Genomic DNA, 15925 nt, shown 5'->3' with positions numbered 1-15925 from the left:
GCGGGCATACGCACGACGCGCACACGGCCCCGGTGCCGACGGGACGGTCGGCACCGGGGCCGCGCACGCCGTCAGGCGGCCGTGCGCAGGTGCACCGTCACGCCGAGTTCATCGGAGGCGACGCTGTGGCCGCCGCTCTGCGGGGCGCCCTCGGTGACGCTGACCGCCAGCACCTCGCCCGCGATCATGGTCGCGTGCTCCTGGAGAGCCTGGGCGGTGACCGGGTCGTCGGCCGACCACCACAGGTCGATCCGGTCGGAGATCTCCAGGCCCCCGGACTTTCGGGCGTCCTGGATGAGGCGGACCAGTTCGCGGGCCAGCCCGGCCCGCTGCAGCTCCGGCGTGATCTCCAGATCCAGGGCGACCGTCTCGCCGTTCTCCGCCGCCACCGTCCAGCCTTCCCGGGGCTGCTCGCTGACCAGGATCTCCTCGGAGCTGATCTCCACCGGCTCGCCCTCGACCTCGATGTGGGCCCAGCCGGTCGAGCGCACCTGTTCCACCAGCGTGCGGGCGTCGGCGGCGCCGATCGCCTCGGCCACCACCGGGGTGCGCTTGGCGAACCGCTTGCCCAGCGCGCGGAAGTTGGGTTTGACCGTGTGCTCCACCAGGTCGCCGCCGACCGCGGACAGCGGGTCGAGCTGCTGCACGTTGAGCTCCTCGGCGATCTGGCCCCGCAGCTGCTCGGGCAGCTCGGCGAAACCGGCGGCGCCGACCAGTACCCGCGACAGCGGCTGGCGGGTACGCACGCCCGAGTCCACCCGGGCGGCACGGCCCAACTCCACCAGCCTCCGGACCAGTGCCATCTGCTCCGACAGCCGCGGGTCGACGAGGTCCTCGCGCGCCTCGGGCCACTGCGCCAGATGCACCGACTCCGGTGCCTCGGGGCGGCGCAGCGCCGCCCACACGTGGTCGGTGATGAACGGCACCACCGGCGCCATGACCAGCGTAAGCGACTCCAGCGCCGTGAACAGCGTGGCGAACGCCGAAGCGCCTTCGGGCGTGTCCGCCCCCGCCCAGAACCGGCGGCGCGAACGGCGCACGTACCAGTTCGACAGGTCGTCGACGAAGGTCGTGATCAGCCGCCCCGCTCCGGCGGTGTCGAACCGGTCGAGGGCGTCGCCCACCCCCGCGACGACCCGGTTGAGCTCGGAGAGCAGCCACCGGTCCAGCAGCGGCCGGTCGCCGGGCGCGGGCGCCTCGGCGAGCCTGTCGTGGCTCCAGGCGTTGCCCGCACCCGCATACAGGGTGAAGAACGACGCGGTGTTGTAGTAGGTCAGCAGGACCTTGCGGACGATCTCCTCAAGCGCGTCGTGGCCCACGCGGCGCGGCATCCACGGCGACCCACTGGCGGCCATGAACCACCGCAGCGCGTCGGCGCCGTGGCGCTCCATGACGTCCACGGGTTCGAGGACGTTGCCCAGGTTCTTGCTCATCTTCCGGCCGTCCTCGGCCAGGATGTGGCCCAGGCAGACGACGTTCTCGTAGGAGGAGCGGCCGAAGACCAGCGTGCTGACCGCCATCATCGAGTAGAACCATCCGCGGGTCTGGTCGATGGCCTCGCAGATGTACTGGCCGGGGAAGCCGGCTTCGAACGCGTCGTTGTTGCGGTGCGGCGCGCCCCATTGGGCGAACGGCATCGCGCCGGAATCGAACCACACGTCGATGACCTCGGGCACGCGCTCGGCGCGGCCCCCGCACTGCGGGCAGTCGAAAGCCACGTCGTCGACGTAGGGCCGGTGCGGGTCCAGCGCGCTGAGGTCCCGGCCGGCCAGCCCGCCCAGCTCCTCCAGCGAGCCCACGACCGTGTGGTGCTCTTCGGGGCAGACCCACACGGGAAGCGGCGTGCCCCAGTAGCGGCTGCGCGAGAGCGCCCAGTCGATGTTGTTGCGCAGCCACTCGCCGTAGCGCCCCTCCTTGACGTTCTCGGGGAACCAGTTGGTGCGCGCGTTCTGCTCCAGCAGCCGGTCCTTGATCGCAGTCGTCTTGATGTACCAGGACGGCAGCGCATAGTAGAGCAGCGGCGTGTGGCAGCGCCAGCAGTGCGGGTAGCTGTGCTCGTAGGGCTGGTCGCGCAGCAGCAGCCCCCGCGTCCGCAGATCGTCGACCAGGGTGGCGTCGGCGGCCTTGAAGAAGGTTCCGCCGACCAGGTCCAGATCTTCGTCGAAGGTGCCGTCCGCGCGCACCGGGTTGACCACGGGCAGTCCGTAGGCGCGGCACACCGCCATGTCGTCGGCGCCGAACGCCGGCGACTGGTGGACCAGGCCGGTACCGTCGTCGACGGTCACGTAGTCGGCCAGCAGGATGAAGTGCGCGGGCTCGTCGAAGCCGACCAGCTCGAAGGGGCGCTGGTAGGTCCAGCGCTCCATCTCCGAGCCCTCGAAGCGCTCGCCCGTCAGCGTCCATCCCTCGCCCAGGGCCGCGGTGACCAGCGGCTCGGCGACCAGGAGCCGCTCGGAGCCGTCGGTGGCCACGACGTAGGCGACGTCGGGGTGCACCGCCACCGCGGTGTTGGAGACCAGCGTCCAGGGGGTCGTGGTCCACACCAGAAGGGAGGTCGGGCGTTGCGGGTCGGCCAGCGGGCCGGAGGTGACGGGGAAGCGCACGTAGACCGAAGGGTCGGTCACCGTCTCGTAGCCCTGCGCGAGCTCGTGGTCGGACAGCGTGGTGCCGCACCGCGGGCAGTACGGGCTGATGCGGTAGTCGCGCACCAGCAGGCCCTGGTTCCAGATGGTCTTGAGCGCCCACCACACCGATTCCACGTACTCGGGGTCCATGGTGCGGTAGGCCTCGTCCATGTTCACCCAGTAGCCCATGCGTTCCGTCATGGCGGTGAACGCACCCACGTTGCGCAGCACGGACTCGCGGCAGTGGGCGTTGAACTCGGCGACACCGAACTCTTCGATGTCCTTCTTGCCGCTGAGGCCCAGCTCCTTCTCCACCGCGACCTCCACGGGCAGGCCGTGGCAGTCCCACCCGGCCTTGCGGTCCACATGGTAGCCGCGCATGGTCTTGAAACGGGGGAAGACGTCCTTGAACACCCGCGCCTCGACGTGGTGGACACCGGGCTGGCCGTTGGCGGTGGGCGGGCCCTCGTAGAACACCCAGTCGGGATTGCCCCGCGACTGCTCCAGGGAGCGTTCGAAGATCTTCTGCTGCGACCAGCGGCCGAGCACCGCGTGCTCGGTAGCGGGCAGGTCGATCTGGGACGGCAGCGCGGGGAAGGAACGGGCGGCGCTGTGATCGGGCATCGGTCTACCTCTCACCAGGGCATCGGATTGACCTGATGGAGGGACGAGGCTGCGGGCCCCGCGGTACCACCCTCCTTGGGCGGGGCGGTCCTGCCGCCCCGTCCCCTCTCGCTTTCCGCGGCTGCCGGTTCTACTGAGCCGGTACGCAGCGCGCACCGTGCCGTTCTTCCGGCGGCTCCGGGGTGATCTTCCCGACGGTCCTGCCCCCGGGCTCGCACCGTCCCCGGGTCGCTCTGGGCCGTGTCCGCAGGTACTCGTCCCCATCCGCGCCGTGCCGTGCATCCGAGGATAGCCCACACCGGGGGCGGAGTAGGGCGATCCGCCCGCCGCGGTGTGCGCCGCGGCGCGACGCGCGGCTGCGCGGCCCCGACCTCGGCGGGGCCGCCGCCCGGTGCTCGGTGCATACTTGCGTGCCGGGCCGTGCGCCCGCAGGCGGACCGCCGCCGGCGGGCGCAGGGCCGCGCGAAGGCACCGTGTGGCGATCGACGAAAGGAGGCGGTCCGTGGCCGCGACCGGCAAGGAGGGCAGCGTGTTCGTCACGCTCTCCGAGAAGGAGGACGCCGAGGAACTGGCCGAGCAGCTGCAGGACCAGGGCTATGAGCCCTGCGTCGTGCACCGCGACATGCTGGCCGGTGAAGACGACGCCGAGGACGTCGACTGGGTGATCGAGGTGGACACCGGTCCGCACGGCGGACCGGCGACGTTCGACGAGCCGCATCTGGCGATGCTCGCCCAGGACTACGGCGGGTTCGCTACGGCGCAGTAGCGCGCGTATCGGGGGCGCGGCCGGGGCCGGCCGGCGCGCCGCCTCCGGAACGCGTACCCGGCCGCCGATCGGGAACACAAGGGGGACAGATGGGCACACGACCCGGTCTGTTCCCTGCTGGGCTGTCGATGGTTGATTCGCTCCCGACGGGCGTTTAAGCTACCCGGAATCTTGTGTGGGAGAGCCGCCGGGGGTGGCGAAACCGCACGTCAGAACGGGGTTCACGGCCGCCGCCGAGGCGTGTGGCCCGAGGGGGTGAAGTTCCTGATGGCGTCGACGACCACGACCGGGACGTCCGGTGAAGAGGCCCGCGGGAGGAAGGACGGGGCGATGGCGAGCACGGTGAACGCGGCCGAGCTCCCCGTACGGCCGGGGGAGGACCCGTGGACCGAGGCCGAGCTGGCCGAGGTCCGCAGCGGACTGGAGTCGGAGGTCGCCGAGCTGCGCGACGGTATCGCGGCGGCCGAGTCCGAACTGGCCGAGCGGCTGTCGGACTCGGTCGAGGGCGCCGGCGACGATCCCACCGATACCGGTGCCAAGGCCTACCAGCGCGAGCACGACCTGGCGCTGAACTACAATAGCCGTGAGCTGCTCGCGCAGAGCGAGCGGGCCATCCAGCGGATGGACGCGGGGACCTACGGGATCTGCGAGTCCTGCGGCAAGGCCATCGGAAAGGCACGGCTGCAGGCGTTTCCCCGTGCGACATTGTGTGTTCAGTGCAAACAGCGCGAGGAGCGTCGCTGAGTGACGTCGAGCCCTCCGGGGCCCAAGATCGGACGGTGAACGGACCCGCCGCGCGTCGGCCGCGGCGGTTCGTTCTGCTGGCGGCGGTCGCGGCAGCGGCCCTGGCCGCCGACTACGCGACCAAAGAGGCGGCCCTGGCCGCCTTCGCTCCCGGCGAGTCCCTACCGGTGGTGGGCGACCTGCTGAGGTTCACCCTCGTGTTCAACACGGGGGCGGCCTTCTCCATGGGGCGGGGCGTGCCCTGGCTGTTCTTCCTCATCGCCGTGGCCGTGGTGGCCTACATCGTGTTCATGGCGCGCAAGCTGGCCAGCGGCGCCTGGGCCGTCGTCCTCGGGCTGATCATGGGCGGCGCCCTGGGCAACCTGGTCGACCGGGCCTTCCGCCCGCCGGCGCCGCTGCACGGCGCCGTCGTCGACTGGATCCGGGTCCCCAACTGGCCGGTGTTCAACATCGCCGACTCCTGCATCGTCGTGGGCGGCGTCCTCGCGGTGATCCTGGCCTTCCGCGGTATCAACATCGACGGCAGCCGCGAGTCGGACCCCCCGACCGGCACGTCCGAGGACCCGCCGGCGGAGGCGGAGGAGTCGGGGCCGCGGAGCGACGACGGGGGGCAGAAGCCATGAGCGCCCGGACCGGGACCGGCGACCACCGCAGCATGCCCGTACCCGACGGTATCGAGGGCGAGCGCATCGACGCCGCCATCGCCCGCATGTTCGGGCTGTCGCGTACCCGCGCCGCCGAGATCATCGCCGAGGGCGGCGTCGCCGTCGACGGCCGGGACGTCGGCAAGTCCGACCGGTTGGAGGCCGGCACCTGGCTGGAGGTCACCCTGCCCCCGCCGCCGGAGCCGCCGTCGGCGAGCGCCGAGCCGGTGCCGGGCATGGGCGTCGTCTACGAGGACGCCGACATCGTGGTCGTGGACAAGCCCGTGGGTGTCGTCGCCCACCCGACGGTGGGCTGGACCGGACCCACGGTGCTGCAGGGCCTGCTGGCCTCCGGCGTCGAACTGGCCTCCAGCGGCGCCGCCGAGCGGCAGGGCATCGTACACCGGCTCGACGCCAACACCTCCGGGCTGATGGTGCTGGCCAAGAGCGAAACCGCCTACAGCGTGCTCAAGCGCGCCTTCAAGGAGCGGGTGGTGGACAAGGTCTACAACTCGCTCGTGCAGGGCCACCCCGACCCGTTGCGCGGCACGGTCGACGCTCCCATCGACCGCCACCCCGCCGGAGACGGCCGGTGGGGGGTCGTGGCCGGCGGCCGGCCCTCGGTGACCCACTACGACACCGTCGAAGCGTTCCGCGCCGCCAGCCTGTTGGAGATCAAGCTGGAGACCGGCCGCACCCACCAGATCCGCGTGCACATGGCGGCGCTGCGCCACCCCTGTGTGGGCGACCGCCTTTACGGCGCCGACCCCGCGCTGGCCGAGCGCCTGGGCGTGCAGCGCCAGTGGCTGCACGCCGTGCGGCTGGGATTCGAGCACCCCACCGGCGGCCACCGGGTGGAGTTCGAGAGCACCTATCCCGACGACCTCGCCGCGGCGCTGGAGCACCTGCGCGACGAGTGACCCGCCCCCGCGCGCCCTCTCCGGCGCGCCCCCTCCCGCGCCGATCTTGTAGCTACGGTGCGTGAAACCGTTTTCTAGTGACGGTAGCTACAAGATCAACGGAGGTCGGGGGAGCCGAGCAGGCCCGTCATGGTGGCTTCCGGGCTGATGATCTCGGGGTCGGTGCGAACGTCGATGAGCATGGGCAGCTCTGCCGAAAGCGCCGTGTCCAGCGCGTCGGCCAGCTCCACCGGGCTCGTCGCGGTGGCGCCCATCGCACCCAGACCGCGCGCGTAGGAGGCCAGGTCCAGCGGACCGCTGATGTCGGTTCCCGCCCTGCGCCCCAGCTCCCGCGCCTGGTGCATCGCGATGGTGCCGTAGAGGCCGTTCTGGAAGACGACCACGGTCAGCGGCAGCCCCAACCGCACGGCGGTCTCCAGCTCCTGACCGGTCATCAGGAGGCCGCCGTCGCCCACCGCGGCCACGACGGTGCGGTGCGGCGCGGCGAGCTTGGCCGCCACCGCCGCCGGAACCGCATAGCCCATGGCCCCGCTGGTGGGGGCGAGCTGGGTCCGGGGGTGCCGGTAGAACCAGCCGCGGTGCAGGAACGCGGCGAAGTTCCCTGCGTCGTTGGTGATGACGGCGTCGTCGGGCAGCGCCCGGCGCATCCCTTCCACCACCGCCCACGGATGCATCAGGCCGCCGGGGTGCGCGGCGGCGTCGGCGGGGGCGGCGGCGGTGCGCTCCCACACGCGGTGCGCCTCGCGGTAGTCGCGGTCGGGGGCGGCCACCGGCAGCGAGGCCAGAGCGTCCAGCGCCAGGCGCGCGTCGGCCGCCGCCCCCAGCCACACCCCGGTGACCGCGCCGATCTGGCCGGGGTCGATGTCGATCTGGGCGATCGGCGAGTCCGGCCCCGGACCCGCGGCGGCGGGCAGGCGGTAGGACTGGCTGGTGATCTCGCTCAGCCGCGATCCGACGACCAGGACCGCGTCGGCGTCCTCCACGGTGCGCAGCACCGGCGCCGGGCAGCCCAGTCCCAGGTGTCCGAGGTAGAGGGGATGGTCGTTGGGGAACACGTCCTGGCGCCGCCAGGAGGTGTAGACGCCGACGTTGTAGCGCTCGGCGCAGGCGACCAGTTCTTCGCGCGCATCGCGGGTGCCCCCGCCCGCGATGATCACCGGGCGCCGTGCGGCGGCCAGCCACTCGGCGAGCCGGTCGCGCTCGTCCTCGCCCAGCGGGGGGCGCGGCGGTTGGGCCCCGGGCAGTTTCGCGGCCGGCGGGACGCGCCGCCCGAACAGATCGCCCGGCACCGCCACGGCCACCGGTCCGGGACGGCCGGTGGTGGCGACGCGCAGGGCCTGCGCCGTGATCTCGGCGAGCCGATCGGCGCGGGTGACGGTGGTGGCCCACTTGGTGATGGGGGAGTAGAAAGCGGTGAGGTCGACCTCCTGGAAAGCTTCACGGCCGAGGAAGTCGCTGGTGACCTGGCCGAGGAACACGACCATGGGGGTGGAGTCCTGGCGTGCGGTGTGCACGCCTACGGCCAGGTTCGCGGCCCCCGGCCCGCGGGTGGCCGCCGCGACGGCGGGCACACCGGTGATCTTGGCTTCGGCTTCGGCCATGAACGCGGCGCCGTTCTCATGGCGTGTCGATACCAGCCGCAGGTCCTCGTGCTGCTCGACGGAGTCGGCCAGCTCCAGGAAGCTCTCCCCGGGAACGGTGTAGCAGCGGCGGACCCCGGCGGCGGCCAGCACGTCGGCGACCTCCTCCGCGGCGGTGCGCCGGTGCCGTTGCCGAGCCCGGCCCGGGGCGTCCGGGCGCGTGATCTCGTCGGCGGCTTCGGTTGCTGATCGGGGCCCGGTCTCGTCGGTCAACGCGTCCTCCGGCTCGCGGATCGGTCACCACGTGCTCCTGCCCGTTCGAGGCGGTTCCGTCACCTCGGCGGGCGGCGAGCGCGTGCCGCGCCTGCGGGGATCCGCCCGCGGGCGCAGGGGCGGTCACAGTCCCAGCAGGCGCAGGCCCGCGGCCGTGGCCGCAGCCGCGATCAGGACCACCAGGAACGGGGCGCGCAGCAGGAGCGCGACCGCCGCGGCGGCGACCCCGCCGGCGCGCGCCGGATCGAAGACCGGTTCCTGACCGCCGCCGGCGGTCTGCACCGCGATCAGTGCGGCCAGCAGCGCCACGGGCACCGTCGTCGCGAAGCGACGCACGAGCGGATGGTCCAGCAGGCGCCGCGGCGCCGAGAGCCCGGCCAGCTTCAGCAGGTAGCAGCCCGCGCAGGTCCCGATGATCACGAGCCAGAGCGTCACGTGCGCACCTCCCCGCCCGCGGCGCCGGCATCCCCGCCGTTGCCGGAAGCACCGTCCGGGCCGCCGCCGGGCACCGCCAGCGCCGCGGCGGCGGCCAGCAGCACCGGGACGCCGGGCGGCGCGAACGGCAGTGCGGCGAGCGCGATCGCCGCGGCCAGCGCCGCGACCAGGCGCTCCCGGGGGTTGTCGCGCAGCCGCGGGGCGATCAGCGCCAGGAACACGGCCGCGCCCATCGCGTCCAGCCCGAAGGCGTCGGTGTCGCCGATCCGCTCGGTCGCCAGCGCGCCGACGAGCGTGGTCAGGTTCCAGGTCAGATAGAGCGTGGCGAAGACCGTGACGAAGGACGTGCGCGCCCAGGCAGCGCTGGGCTGGGCGAGCGCGCCGGCGGCGGTCTCGTCGATGATGCCGTGCGCGGCCAGCAGCCGCCGGGGCCCGCGCCAGGGAAGCAGGTCGGCCATCCGCAGGCCGTAGAGGGTGTTGCGGGAGCCCAGCAGCAGGGCGCCGGCGGCCCCGGCGGCCAGTCCTCCGCCGCCGGCGATCACGCCCACCAGTGCGAACTGCGATGCGCCGGTGAAGGCGAGCAGGCTGAGCACGCACGCCTGTGGAACCGACAGCCCGGCGGTGACGGCGGCGGCTCCGAAGGCGGTGCCGGACAGGCCCACGGCGATACCCAGCCCCAGTCCGTCGCGCACCGGGGGCGGCAGGGGTGCAGTCGAGGTGTTCACGTCCGGCGACGCTAGGGGCACCGGCCCGGCGCGGTCTTGAACGAAATTGCGCGGCGGGGCCGCCGGTTGCGGGCCGGCGCGGCCGAGCCGCGCTTACGCCGCGTCCGGCGCGCCGAGCACACCCCGCTGGAAGGCGCCGGGCGGAACCCCGGTGCTGCGCTTGAAGTGCCGGGTCAGGTGCGGCTGGTCGGCGAAGCCCAGACCGGCGGCCACATCGGCCGGAGGGGTGCCCGCGCCCAGCATTCGGCGGGCACGGTGCACGCGGACGTCGTTGACGTAGGCGTGCGGCGGCAGCCCGTGGATCGAGCGGAAGGCGCGCAGCAGCGCATAGGGCGGCGTGTCCACGGCCGCGGCCAGTTCCTCCAGCCCGGGCGGATCGGCCAGCCGGGTGTGCAGCAGTTCGCGGGCCCGCTCCACGGCCCGGGCCGACCCCGACGGCTGCGGCCGGGCCGGACGGGTGCGGGTGTGCCGGGCGAGCAGCCGGTGCAGCGCCTGGCGGGTCAGGGTCGAGGCGCTGAGCCGGTCGCCCTGCTCGGTGGCCCGGTGGGCTGCGCGCGCGAGGCGTGCTGATGCGGGGTCGCGGATCTCCTCGGAGGTGAAGGGCGGGACGGTGTCCATCCCGAGGTCGCGTGCCGCGGCGGCGACCACGTCGACTTCGGGGTAGAGCACGCGGTAGCGCCAGCCCTCGGCCACGCCCGCGTGGCCGGTGTGGACCTCGTGGGGCTCGACCACGATCAGTCCGCCCGCGCTGATGCTGACGTCGGTGCCCTGGTAATAGGTGACTTCCACGCCCGTCTCGATGAGGGCGAACGTGTACGTGTCGTGGGTGTGGCGGGGGAAGGTGTGGCGGACGTAATGGGCTTTGAGCAGTTCCACGCCGGGTACTCCCGGATGCCGCCAGAACCGCGCGCGCTCCCCGGACTCCTCACTCATACCGCCAGGGTAGGCGGCGCCGCAGCCGGGGCGGGAGCCGGTCCCGATCGTCTAGACTTCCCGCCGTGCGCACGATCGATCTCGCGGAGAGCCGTGAAGACCGCGCCGCCGTGTTCGTGATCCGCGGCGCCGTCTTCGTCGCCGAGCAGCAGGTCCCCGTCGCCGAGGAGTGGGATTCCCGCGACCTCGGCGCCGACCATCTGCTGGCCCGGATCGACGGTGTGCCCGCGGGTACCGGCCGGCTCGTCGTCGAGGGCGGTCGGGGCGTCCTGGGGCGTTTGGCCGTGCTGCCCGAGGCCCGCGGAACGGGGACGGGCGCCGCCCTGGTCGGCGCCGTGGAGGAGCGGGCGCGCAAGCTGGGATCGGTCGAGATGGAGCTGCACGCCCAGACCCGCGCCCTGGGTCTCTACGAGCGCCTCGGCTACACCGCCCGGGGCGAGGAGTTCCTGGACGCCGGGATCCGGCACCGGGACATGCGCAGGCGGCTGGACTGAGCGGTTCCGCCGCGGGGCGCCGGGCGCCGGTGCGGTCAGGTCCGTGCCCGGTGGCGGTTCTCACGGAACGGGATCGTCCGCCGTGCGCGTCGACCGGGTGGATGCTCCATTCGTCGCGGCTGTGACGGTTGTCGCGTTGCTTTCGTGCGCCGTCGTCGGTGATCATGAAGCTACTTGCCAGTAACCTTGTCGGTCGGTCGGTCGGCGCCGCGCCGGCCGCCGCGGGCGATCAGGGCGGGCGCGGAGCATGCAGGCGCGCGGTCGGGCCGCCGGCCGGCCGCCCCGGCGGCGCGGCCGCCCCGCCGGGCAGAGAACACCCAGCACAGCAAAGGAAGCCATGACGGTCGACGCGAAGCCGGTTGCCGAACTCCCCGACCCTCGCGACTTCGGGTTCTCGGTGGTGCCCGAGGAGGAGATCCCCGCGGAGCTGGTGTCCCTCGTCGAGGAGGTGCGCTCCCTGGTCGACGCCGTCGCCCACACCAAAGCCGGCGCCGAAGAACTCACCGCGGCCCGCGAGGCCGTCGCCGCAGCGAGCGACCGCCTGAAGGGCGAGCGGCACGGCGTCGGCACCATGATCCAGCAGTCCTGGCCCGACGGCCGGGTCGAATACGGCACCCTCACCAACATCGTCGCCGGACCGACCAACGCCGCGGCGCCCCCGCTGCGGATGGAGGCGGCGCCCGAAGGCGGGCTGCGCGGCGAGGCCGTGCTGAACGGCACGTACCAGGGACCGCCGGGGCTGGTGCACGGCGGCTGGGTCGCCGCTCTGCTCGACCAGGCACTGGGCTCGGCGGCGAGCGCCGCGGGCATGCCCGGCCTCACGGCCAACCTGGACGTGAACTACCGCAACCCCACGCCGCTGGACGCGCCCCTGGAGATCACCGCCCGTGTCAGCGGAACCGAGCGGCGCAAGGTCTTCGTGTCCGGCGAGATCCGGCACGACGGCCAGGTCACCGCCGAGGGGACCGCGCTCATGGTCCGCATGAACCTTCCCGGGGACGGGGGCGCGTAGCCGCGCCGCGCCGGCGGGGCCTGGGGCCGCGCTGTCCGCGGCGCACAGCCGAACAGCGCCGCACGCCAGGGCCCGGCCCTGCCGTGCGGCGCTCGTTGCGGGATCTCGGGGTGCGCGTTCAGCGGCGGATCGCCCGGCGCAGCCGGTTCTCGATCCTCCGGAGGCCGCGCTGCATCCCGCCGCGGTTCTGCGGGTTCGGCCGGACGGCGGCGCCCAGTCCTCGGGCCTGCGCAGCGCCGCCCTTGAGGTGGGGGCGATGCGTGCGCGAGGCGGGAGACCCGCCGCCCATGCCGTCGAGCCTGCCGCCCATGGCCCGGCGCATCGTGCGTTCGATCCGGTTGTTTCGGATCCCCATGGATCCTCCTCGGGGGATGGCTCTCGTCGATCCGCGGATCGCTGTCCGCAGGGAGGGGAGAGGCGTCCGCCGCACTCCCTGCCTCACGGGCGGCTACCCGCGACACGCGCGGTTATGGGCGGTCGGCGGAGTATGAGCTAGATCATGGACCTTATCGCCTTTTTATGGGCGGTTTCGCATCGTCTGTCCGATACACCGGAGTGGTGACGATGAGTACTGCCGACCCCACACCGGTCGAACTCCCCGTGCAGGGCGGGCTCGCCGACACGCTCTTCGCGCGCGCCGGACGCTTCCCCGACCGCCCCATGCTCAGCCGCCAGGAAGGCGGACGCTGGCAGGACATGTCCGCCGCCGAGGTCCGCGACGAGGTCGTGGCCCTGGCCAAGGGCCTCGTCGCCCGAGGCGTGCGGGCGGGCGACCGGGTGGGGCTGCTGTCGGGCAACCGCTACGAGTGGACGCTGCTGGACTACGCCGTCTGGACCGCCGGCGCCGTCTCGGTGCCGATCTACCCCTCCTCCTCGGCCGAGCAGGCCGCGCTGATCCTCGTCGACTCCGGATGCGTCGCCTGCGTCGTCGACGACACCGACCACGCCGCCATGGTCGAGGAACTGCGTGCGTCCCCGGACGGCCCCGAGGCGCTGGAAGCGGTGTGGTGCTTCGACACCGGCGCCCTCGACGAGCTGCGTGCCGCCGGCGCCGACGTCGCCGACAGCACGGTGGAGGAGCGGCGCGCCGGTGTCGGCCACGACGATCCGGCCACCATCGTCTACACATCCGGCACGACCGGAACCCCCAAGGGCTGCGTGCTCACCCATCGCAACTTCCTCGCCGAGATCCAGGCGGTGGAGCTGTCGCTGCCCACGATGTTCGAGCCCGAGCCCGACGGCACACCGCCGGCGACGCTGCTCTTCCTGCCGCTGGCCCACGTGTTCGGGCGCATGGTCCAGGTCGGAGTCATCCACTCCGGCGCCCGTCTGGGCCACACCGCCGGCGTCGCCTCGCTCATCGACGACCTGGGCACCTTCCGTCCGACGTTCCTGCTCGCCGTGCCCTACGTGTTCGAGAAGATCCACGCGAGCGCGCGCAAACGCACCGGCGGGCTGAGTCGGCGCATCTTCGACGCCGCCACCGCGACCGCGGTGGCCTACAGCGAGGCCGTCGACGCCGGCGGGCCCGGGCCGGTGCTGCGCCTGCGCCGGGCCGTCATGGACCGGCTGGTCTACCGCAAGCTGACCGCGGCGCTGGGCGGCCGCTGCAAGCGCGTCATCTCCGGGGGCGGAGCCCTGGACGCACGCCTGCTGCACTTCTACCGCGGCATCGGCCTGGACGTCTACGAGGGCTACGGCCTGACCGAGACCACGGCCGCGGTGATGGCCAACACTCCCGGGCGGGTCCGGCCCGGAACCGTCGGCGGACCGCTGCCCGGCGTCGAGGTGCGCCTGGCCGACGACGGCGAGATCCTCGTCCGCGGCGCCCCGGTCTTCACCCGCTACTGGAACCGGCCCCAGGCCACCGAGGACGCGTTCGTCGACGGCTGGTTCGCCACCGGCGACCTCGGCGAGATCGACGACGACGGCTACGTCAGCGTCACCGGCCGCAAGAAGGAGATCCTGGTGACAGCCGGTGGCAAGAACGTCGCGCCGGTACCGGCCGAAGAGCGTGTCTGCGCCCACCCGCTCGTGGAGCAGTGCATGCTCCTGGGCGACGGCCGCTCCTTCGTGGTCGCCCTGATCACCCTGGATCCCGACGAGCTCGCCCGGTGGAAGCGGGACAACGGTTACGCCGCCGACGCGCCGCACGGCGGCCCCGACTCCGACCCGGCGCTGCGCGCCGAGGTGCAGAAGGCCGTCGACGGCGCCAACGCCGCGGTTTCGCGGGCGGAGTCCGTGCGCGCGTTCCGTATCCTGCCGGAGTCGTTCAGCGTCGAGGACGAGACGCTGACTCCGACACTGAAACTGCGCCGCGCGCGCATCGCCGACCGCTACAGCGACGCCGTCGAGGAGATGTACGCCAAGCGGTGAGCCGTCCCGGGCCCGCACGGCGGGTCCGGCCCCTCACCGGGAGCGCCGCTGTGCCCGCTCCCAGCGCTCCGCCGCCGTGTGCGGGGAGCGGGCGCGGCGGGCCATGCCCTGCCACGGGTCGCCGCCGGCCTCCTTCATGCGCTCCAGCCGCCCGCCGAGCGTGCGCACCGTCCACTCCCGCGCCGAGCCGAGCCCGTCCAACTCCTCCCAGGCCACGGGCACGGCCACCGGCGCTCCCGGCAGGGCCCGCACGGAGTAGGGCGCCACGGCGTGCTGCGCGTAGGCGTTGCGGAGCACGTCCAAAAACAGTCGTCCGCGGCGCTTGTCCGTGCGGAACTCGGTCGTGTAGGCGTCGGGGCGGCGCCGGGCCACGCGGTCGGCCAGGCGGCGGGCGAACGCGCGCACCGTGTCGAACTGCCGCTGCGGCCGGATCGGCGCGACCACATGCAGCCCGCGCGATCCCGTCGTCATCACGAACGGGACCAACCCGGCCTCCTCCAGACCGGCGCGGACGTCGCGGGCCGCCTCCCGCGCCAGGGCGAAATCGTCTCCCGCCGGGTCGAGGTCGACGACGACGCGGTCGGGGCGCTCCAGGTCGCCGGTGCGGCTCAGCCACGGGTGCAGGGTGACCACAGCCTGGTCGGCCAGCCAGAGCAGGCCCGCGGTGTCGTCGCAGACCGCCATGGTGATGGAGCCGCCCTGTTCGCGGTGCACCTCGACCCCGCCGACCCAGTCGGGGGCGTGGGCGGGCAGCCGCTTCTGGAAGAACCCCGCACTGCCGCCGTCGGCGAAGATCCCGTCGGGGAAGCGGTGCAGTGCCAGCGGCCGGTCGCGCACGTGCGGCAGCATGACCGGCGCGACGGCGCGGTAGTGCTCGGCGAGCTCCCGCTTGGTGACACCGCCGCCTCCGAACAGCTCCTTGTCGGGTTTGCCGAGTTCGACGGTGCGCGAACCCGCCCGCAGCGCCACCGCGTCCGCGCTCATCGTCGGTCCCCATCGCGCGGGCGGCCCTCGACCGTACGGCCCTCCTCGTCGGCCACCTCGCCGATCCCGCGGCCGGTGCGCACCGACTCCGGCCGCGTGGATACGGGGCCGCTGCCGGACCCGGCCGCGGAGTCGTGCTCCTTGACCAGCAGCCACTGCCCCTGCTCGTCCGCACCGCCCGGGCGGAACCGGTGAAGCGCGAAGCGGCCGGTCAGCTTCTCGCCGTTCAGCTCGAACGAGACGTGGCCGTGCGCCAACCCCTCCGCCATACTCCTCCCGGTGGTGTTGGCGTAAGTGCCGGTGTCCCAGACCAGCACCGTGCCGCCGCCGTAGTCGTCGGCGGGGATGGTGCCCTCGAACCCGGCGTAGTCGAGCGGGTGGTCCTCGGTGGGCACCGCCAGGCGCTTGTCGTCGGGATCGGTGGACGGGCCCTTGGGCACGGCCCAGGACTTGAGCACCCCGTCGACCTCAAGGCGCAGGTCGTAGTGCTCGCTCCGGGCGATGTGGCGCTGGACGACGAACAGCGGGCCGCCCTCGCGGCCGCCGTCGCCGGTGGAGCCGTCGGGCTCGGCGGTACGGGCGAAGTCGCGCCGGCGCCGGTACCGCGAGAGAGCCGAGTCCCGCGCGTCGCCCGGCGCGGCTCCGGAGTCGGCGGACCGGTCCATGATTTCCCCCGTTCCGGCGGTCGGCGACCGCGCGTTCCCGGCTGCGCGGCTACCCGGGGCCCGGCGCCGCTACACGCCGCGGCGGCCGGACCGGGCCGGGGCGGCAGGCCCCGCCGCCCCGGCCCG

General features: G+C 73.4%; 15 protein-coding genes. 7 read left to right on the top strand and 8 right to left on the bottom strand.

Annotation, left to right across the window (positions count from 1 at the left end; translation table 11 throughout):
* Positions 1-71: 71 nt before the first annotated feature.
* A complete protein-coding gene (gene ileS, locus HNR25_RS02400; RefSeq protein WP_184633085.1) occupies positions 72-3248 on the bottom strand; it encodes an isoleucine--tRNA ligase in 3177 nt (1058 codons plus the stop codon).
* Between the two features lie 502 nt (positions 3249-3750).
* On the opposite strand from ileS, the gene HNR25_RS02395 reads away from it, so the two are divergent.
* The 4 genes from HNR25_RS02395 (at position 3751) to HNR25_RS02380 (ending at position 6322) form a co-directional block, all read left to right on the top strand.
* Positions 3751-4014 carry a hypothetical protein gene (locus HNR25_RS02395; protein WP_184633084.1) on the top strand — a complete coding sequence of 88 codons (264 nt, stop codon included), beginning with the start codon at positions 3751-3753 and terminating at the stop codon, positions 4012-4014.
* Between the two features lie 330 nt (positions 4015-4344).
* Entirely contained in the window at positions 4345-4758 is a 414-nt protein-coding gene (locus HNR25_RS02390) for a TraR/DksA family transcriptional regulator (protein ID WP_184633082.1), read from the top strand.
* A gap of 35 nt (positions 4759-4793) precedes the next feature.
* On the top strand, positions 4794-5381 hold the full coding sequence (gene lspA, locus HNR25_RS02385; RefSeq protein ID WP_184633080.1) for a signal peptidase II: 588 nt from the start codon (positions 4794-4796) through the stop codon (positions 5379-5381).
* Positions 5378-6322, top strand: coding sequence for an RluA family pseudouridine synthase (locus HNR25_RS02380; protein WP_246463503.1), 945 nt, complete (start codon positions 5378-5380; stop codon positions 6320-6322). The genes lspA and HNR25_RS02380 overlap by 4 nt, the downstream gene beginning before the upstream one ends.
* Positions 6323-6417: 95 nt before the next feature.
* Here HNR25_RS02380 and HNR25_RS02375 read toward each other — a convergent pair whose 3' ends face one another.
* The 4 genes from HNR25_RS02375 to HNR25_RS02360 all read right to left on the bottom strand — a co-directional run bounded on the left by HNR25_RS02375 (position 6418) and on the right by HNR25_RS02360 (position 10268).
* Positions 6418-8127, bottom strand: coding sequence for a thiamine pyrophosphate-dependent enzyme (locus HNR25_RS02375; protein ID WP_184638710.1), 1710 nt, complete (start codon positions 8125-8127; stop codon positions 6418-6420).
* 171 nt (positions 8128-8298) lie between these two features.
* Positions 8299-8610, bottom strand: coding sequence for an AzlD domain-containing protein (locus HNR25_RS02370; RefSeq protein ID WP_184633078.1), 312 nt, complete (start codon positions 8608-8610; stop codon positions 8299-8301).
* Entirely contained in the window at positions 8607-9302 is a 696-nt protein-coding gene (locus HNR25_RS02365) for an AzlC family ABC transporter permease (RefSeq protein WP_184638708.1), read from the bottom strand. The genes HNR25_RS02370 and HNR25_RS02365 overlap by 4 nt, the downstream gene beginning before the upstream one ends.
* 126 nt (positions 9303-9428) lie before the next feature.
* Complete coding sequence (locus HNR25_RS02360; protein WP_184633076.1) at positions 9429-10268, bottom strand: helix-turn-helix domain-containing protein; 840 nt, start codon at positions 10266-10268, stop codon at positions 9429-9431.
* 65 nt (positions 10269-10333) lie between these two features.
* On the opposite strand from HNR25_RS02360, the gene HNR25_RS02355 reads away from it, so the two are divergent.
* Complete coding sequence (locus tag HNR25_RS02355; RefSeq protein WP_184633074.1) at positions 10334-10762, top strand: GNAT family N-acetyltransferase; 429 nt, start codon at positions 10334-10336, stop codon at positions 10760-10762.
* A 337-nt stretch (positions 10763-11099) separates the two neighbouring features.
* Positions 11100-11774 (top strand): PaaI family thioesterase, encoded by a 675-nt coding sequence (locus tag HNR25_RS02350; protein WP_184633072.1) that lies wholly within the window; start codon positions 11100-11102, stop codon positions 11772-11774.
* Positions 11775-11892: 118 nt separating this feature from the next.
* Here the strand turns inward: HNR25_RS02350 and HNR25_RS02345 are convergent, their stop codons facing one another.
* Positions 11893-12129 carry a hypothetical protein gene (locus tag HNR25_RS02345; protein ID WP_184633070.1) on the bottom strand — a complete coding sequence of 79 codons (237 nt, stop codon included), beginning with the start codon at positions 12127-12129 and terminating at the stop codon, positions 11893-11895.
* A gap of 209 nt (positions 12130-12338) precedes the next feature.
* Between HNR25_RS02345 and HNR25_RS02340 the strand changes: the two genes are divergently transcribed.
* On the top strand, positions 12339-14150 hold the full coding sequence (locus HNR25_RS02340) for an AMP-dependent synthetase/ligase (protein ID WP_184638707.1): 1812 nt from the start codon (positions 12339-12341) through the stop codon (positions 14148-14150).
* 33 nt (positions 14151-14183) lie between these two features.
* Here the strand turns inward: HNR25_RS02340 and ligD are convergent, their stop codons facing one another.
* Both ligD and HNR25_RS02330 read right to left on the bottom strand, forming a co-directional pair.
* Positions 14184-15134 carry a non-homologous end-joining DNA ligase gene (gene ligD, locus HNR25_RS02335; protein WP_184633068.1) on the bottom strand — a complete coding sequence of 317 codons (951 nt, stop codon included), beginning with the start codon at positions 15132-15134 and terminating at the stop codon, positions 14184-14186.
* The gene (locus tag HNR25_RS02330) at positions 15131-15799 is read right to left on the bottom strand and encodes a DNA polymerase ligase N-terminal domain-containing protein (protein WP_184633066.1); all 669 of its coding nucleotides are present in this window, start codon (positions 15797-15799) and stop codon (positions 15131-15133) included. The genes ligD and HNR25_RS02330 overlap by 4 nt, the downstream gene beginning before the upstream one ends.
* Positions 15800-15925: the final 126 nt, after the last annotated feature.

Origin of the sequence: Streptomonospora salina, assembly GCF_014204715.1 — a bacterium.
Taxonomy (GTDB): domain Bacteria; phylum Actinomycetota; class Actinomycetes; order Streptosporangiales; family Streptosporangiaceae; genus Streptomonospora; species Streptomonospora salina.
Note: the sequence above shows the minus strand (reverse complement) of the source record. Positions and strands in the feature narration are given on the sequence as shown.

Bases quoted from the DNA above. Each gene is read 5' to 3' on its own strand.
- HNR25_RS02380 (WP_246463503.1), top strand. From the start codon at position 5,378: ATGAGCGCCCGGACCGGGACCGGCGACCACCGCAGCATGCCCGTACCC.
- HNR25_RS02360 (WP_184633076.1), bottom strand. From the start codon at position 10,268: ATGAGTGAGGAGTCCGGGGAGCGCGCGCGGTTCTGGCGGCATCCGGGA.
- ligD (WP_184633068.1), bottom strand. From the start codon at position 15,134: ATGAGCGCGGACGCGGTGGCGCTGCGGGCGGGTTCGCGCACCGTCGAA.
- ileS (WP_184633085.1), bottom strand. From the start codon at position 3,248: ATGCCCGATCACAGCGCCGCCCGTTCCTTCCCCGCGCTGCCGTCCCAG.
- HNR25_RS02350 (WP_184633072.1), top strand. From the start codon at position 11,100: ATGACGGTCGACGCGAAGCCGGTTGCCGAACTCCCCGACCCTCGCGAC.
- HNR25_RS02330 (WP_184633066.1), bottom strand. From the start codon at position 15,799: ATGGACCGGTCCGCCGACTCCGGAGCCGCGCCGGGCGACGCGCGGGAC.
- HNR25_RS02345 (WP_184633070.1), bottom strand. From the start codon at position 12,129: ATGGGGATCCGAAACAACCGGATCGAACGCACGATGCGCCGGGCCATG.
- HNR25_RS02340 (WP_184638707.1), top strand. From the start codon at position 12,339: ATGAGTACTGCCGACCCCACACCGGTCGAACTCCCCGTGCAGGGCGGG.
- HNR25_RS02390 (WP_184633082.1), top strand. From the start codon at position 4,345: ATGGCGAGCACGGTGAACGCGGCCGAGCTCCCCGTACGGCCGGGGGAG.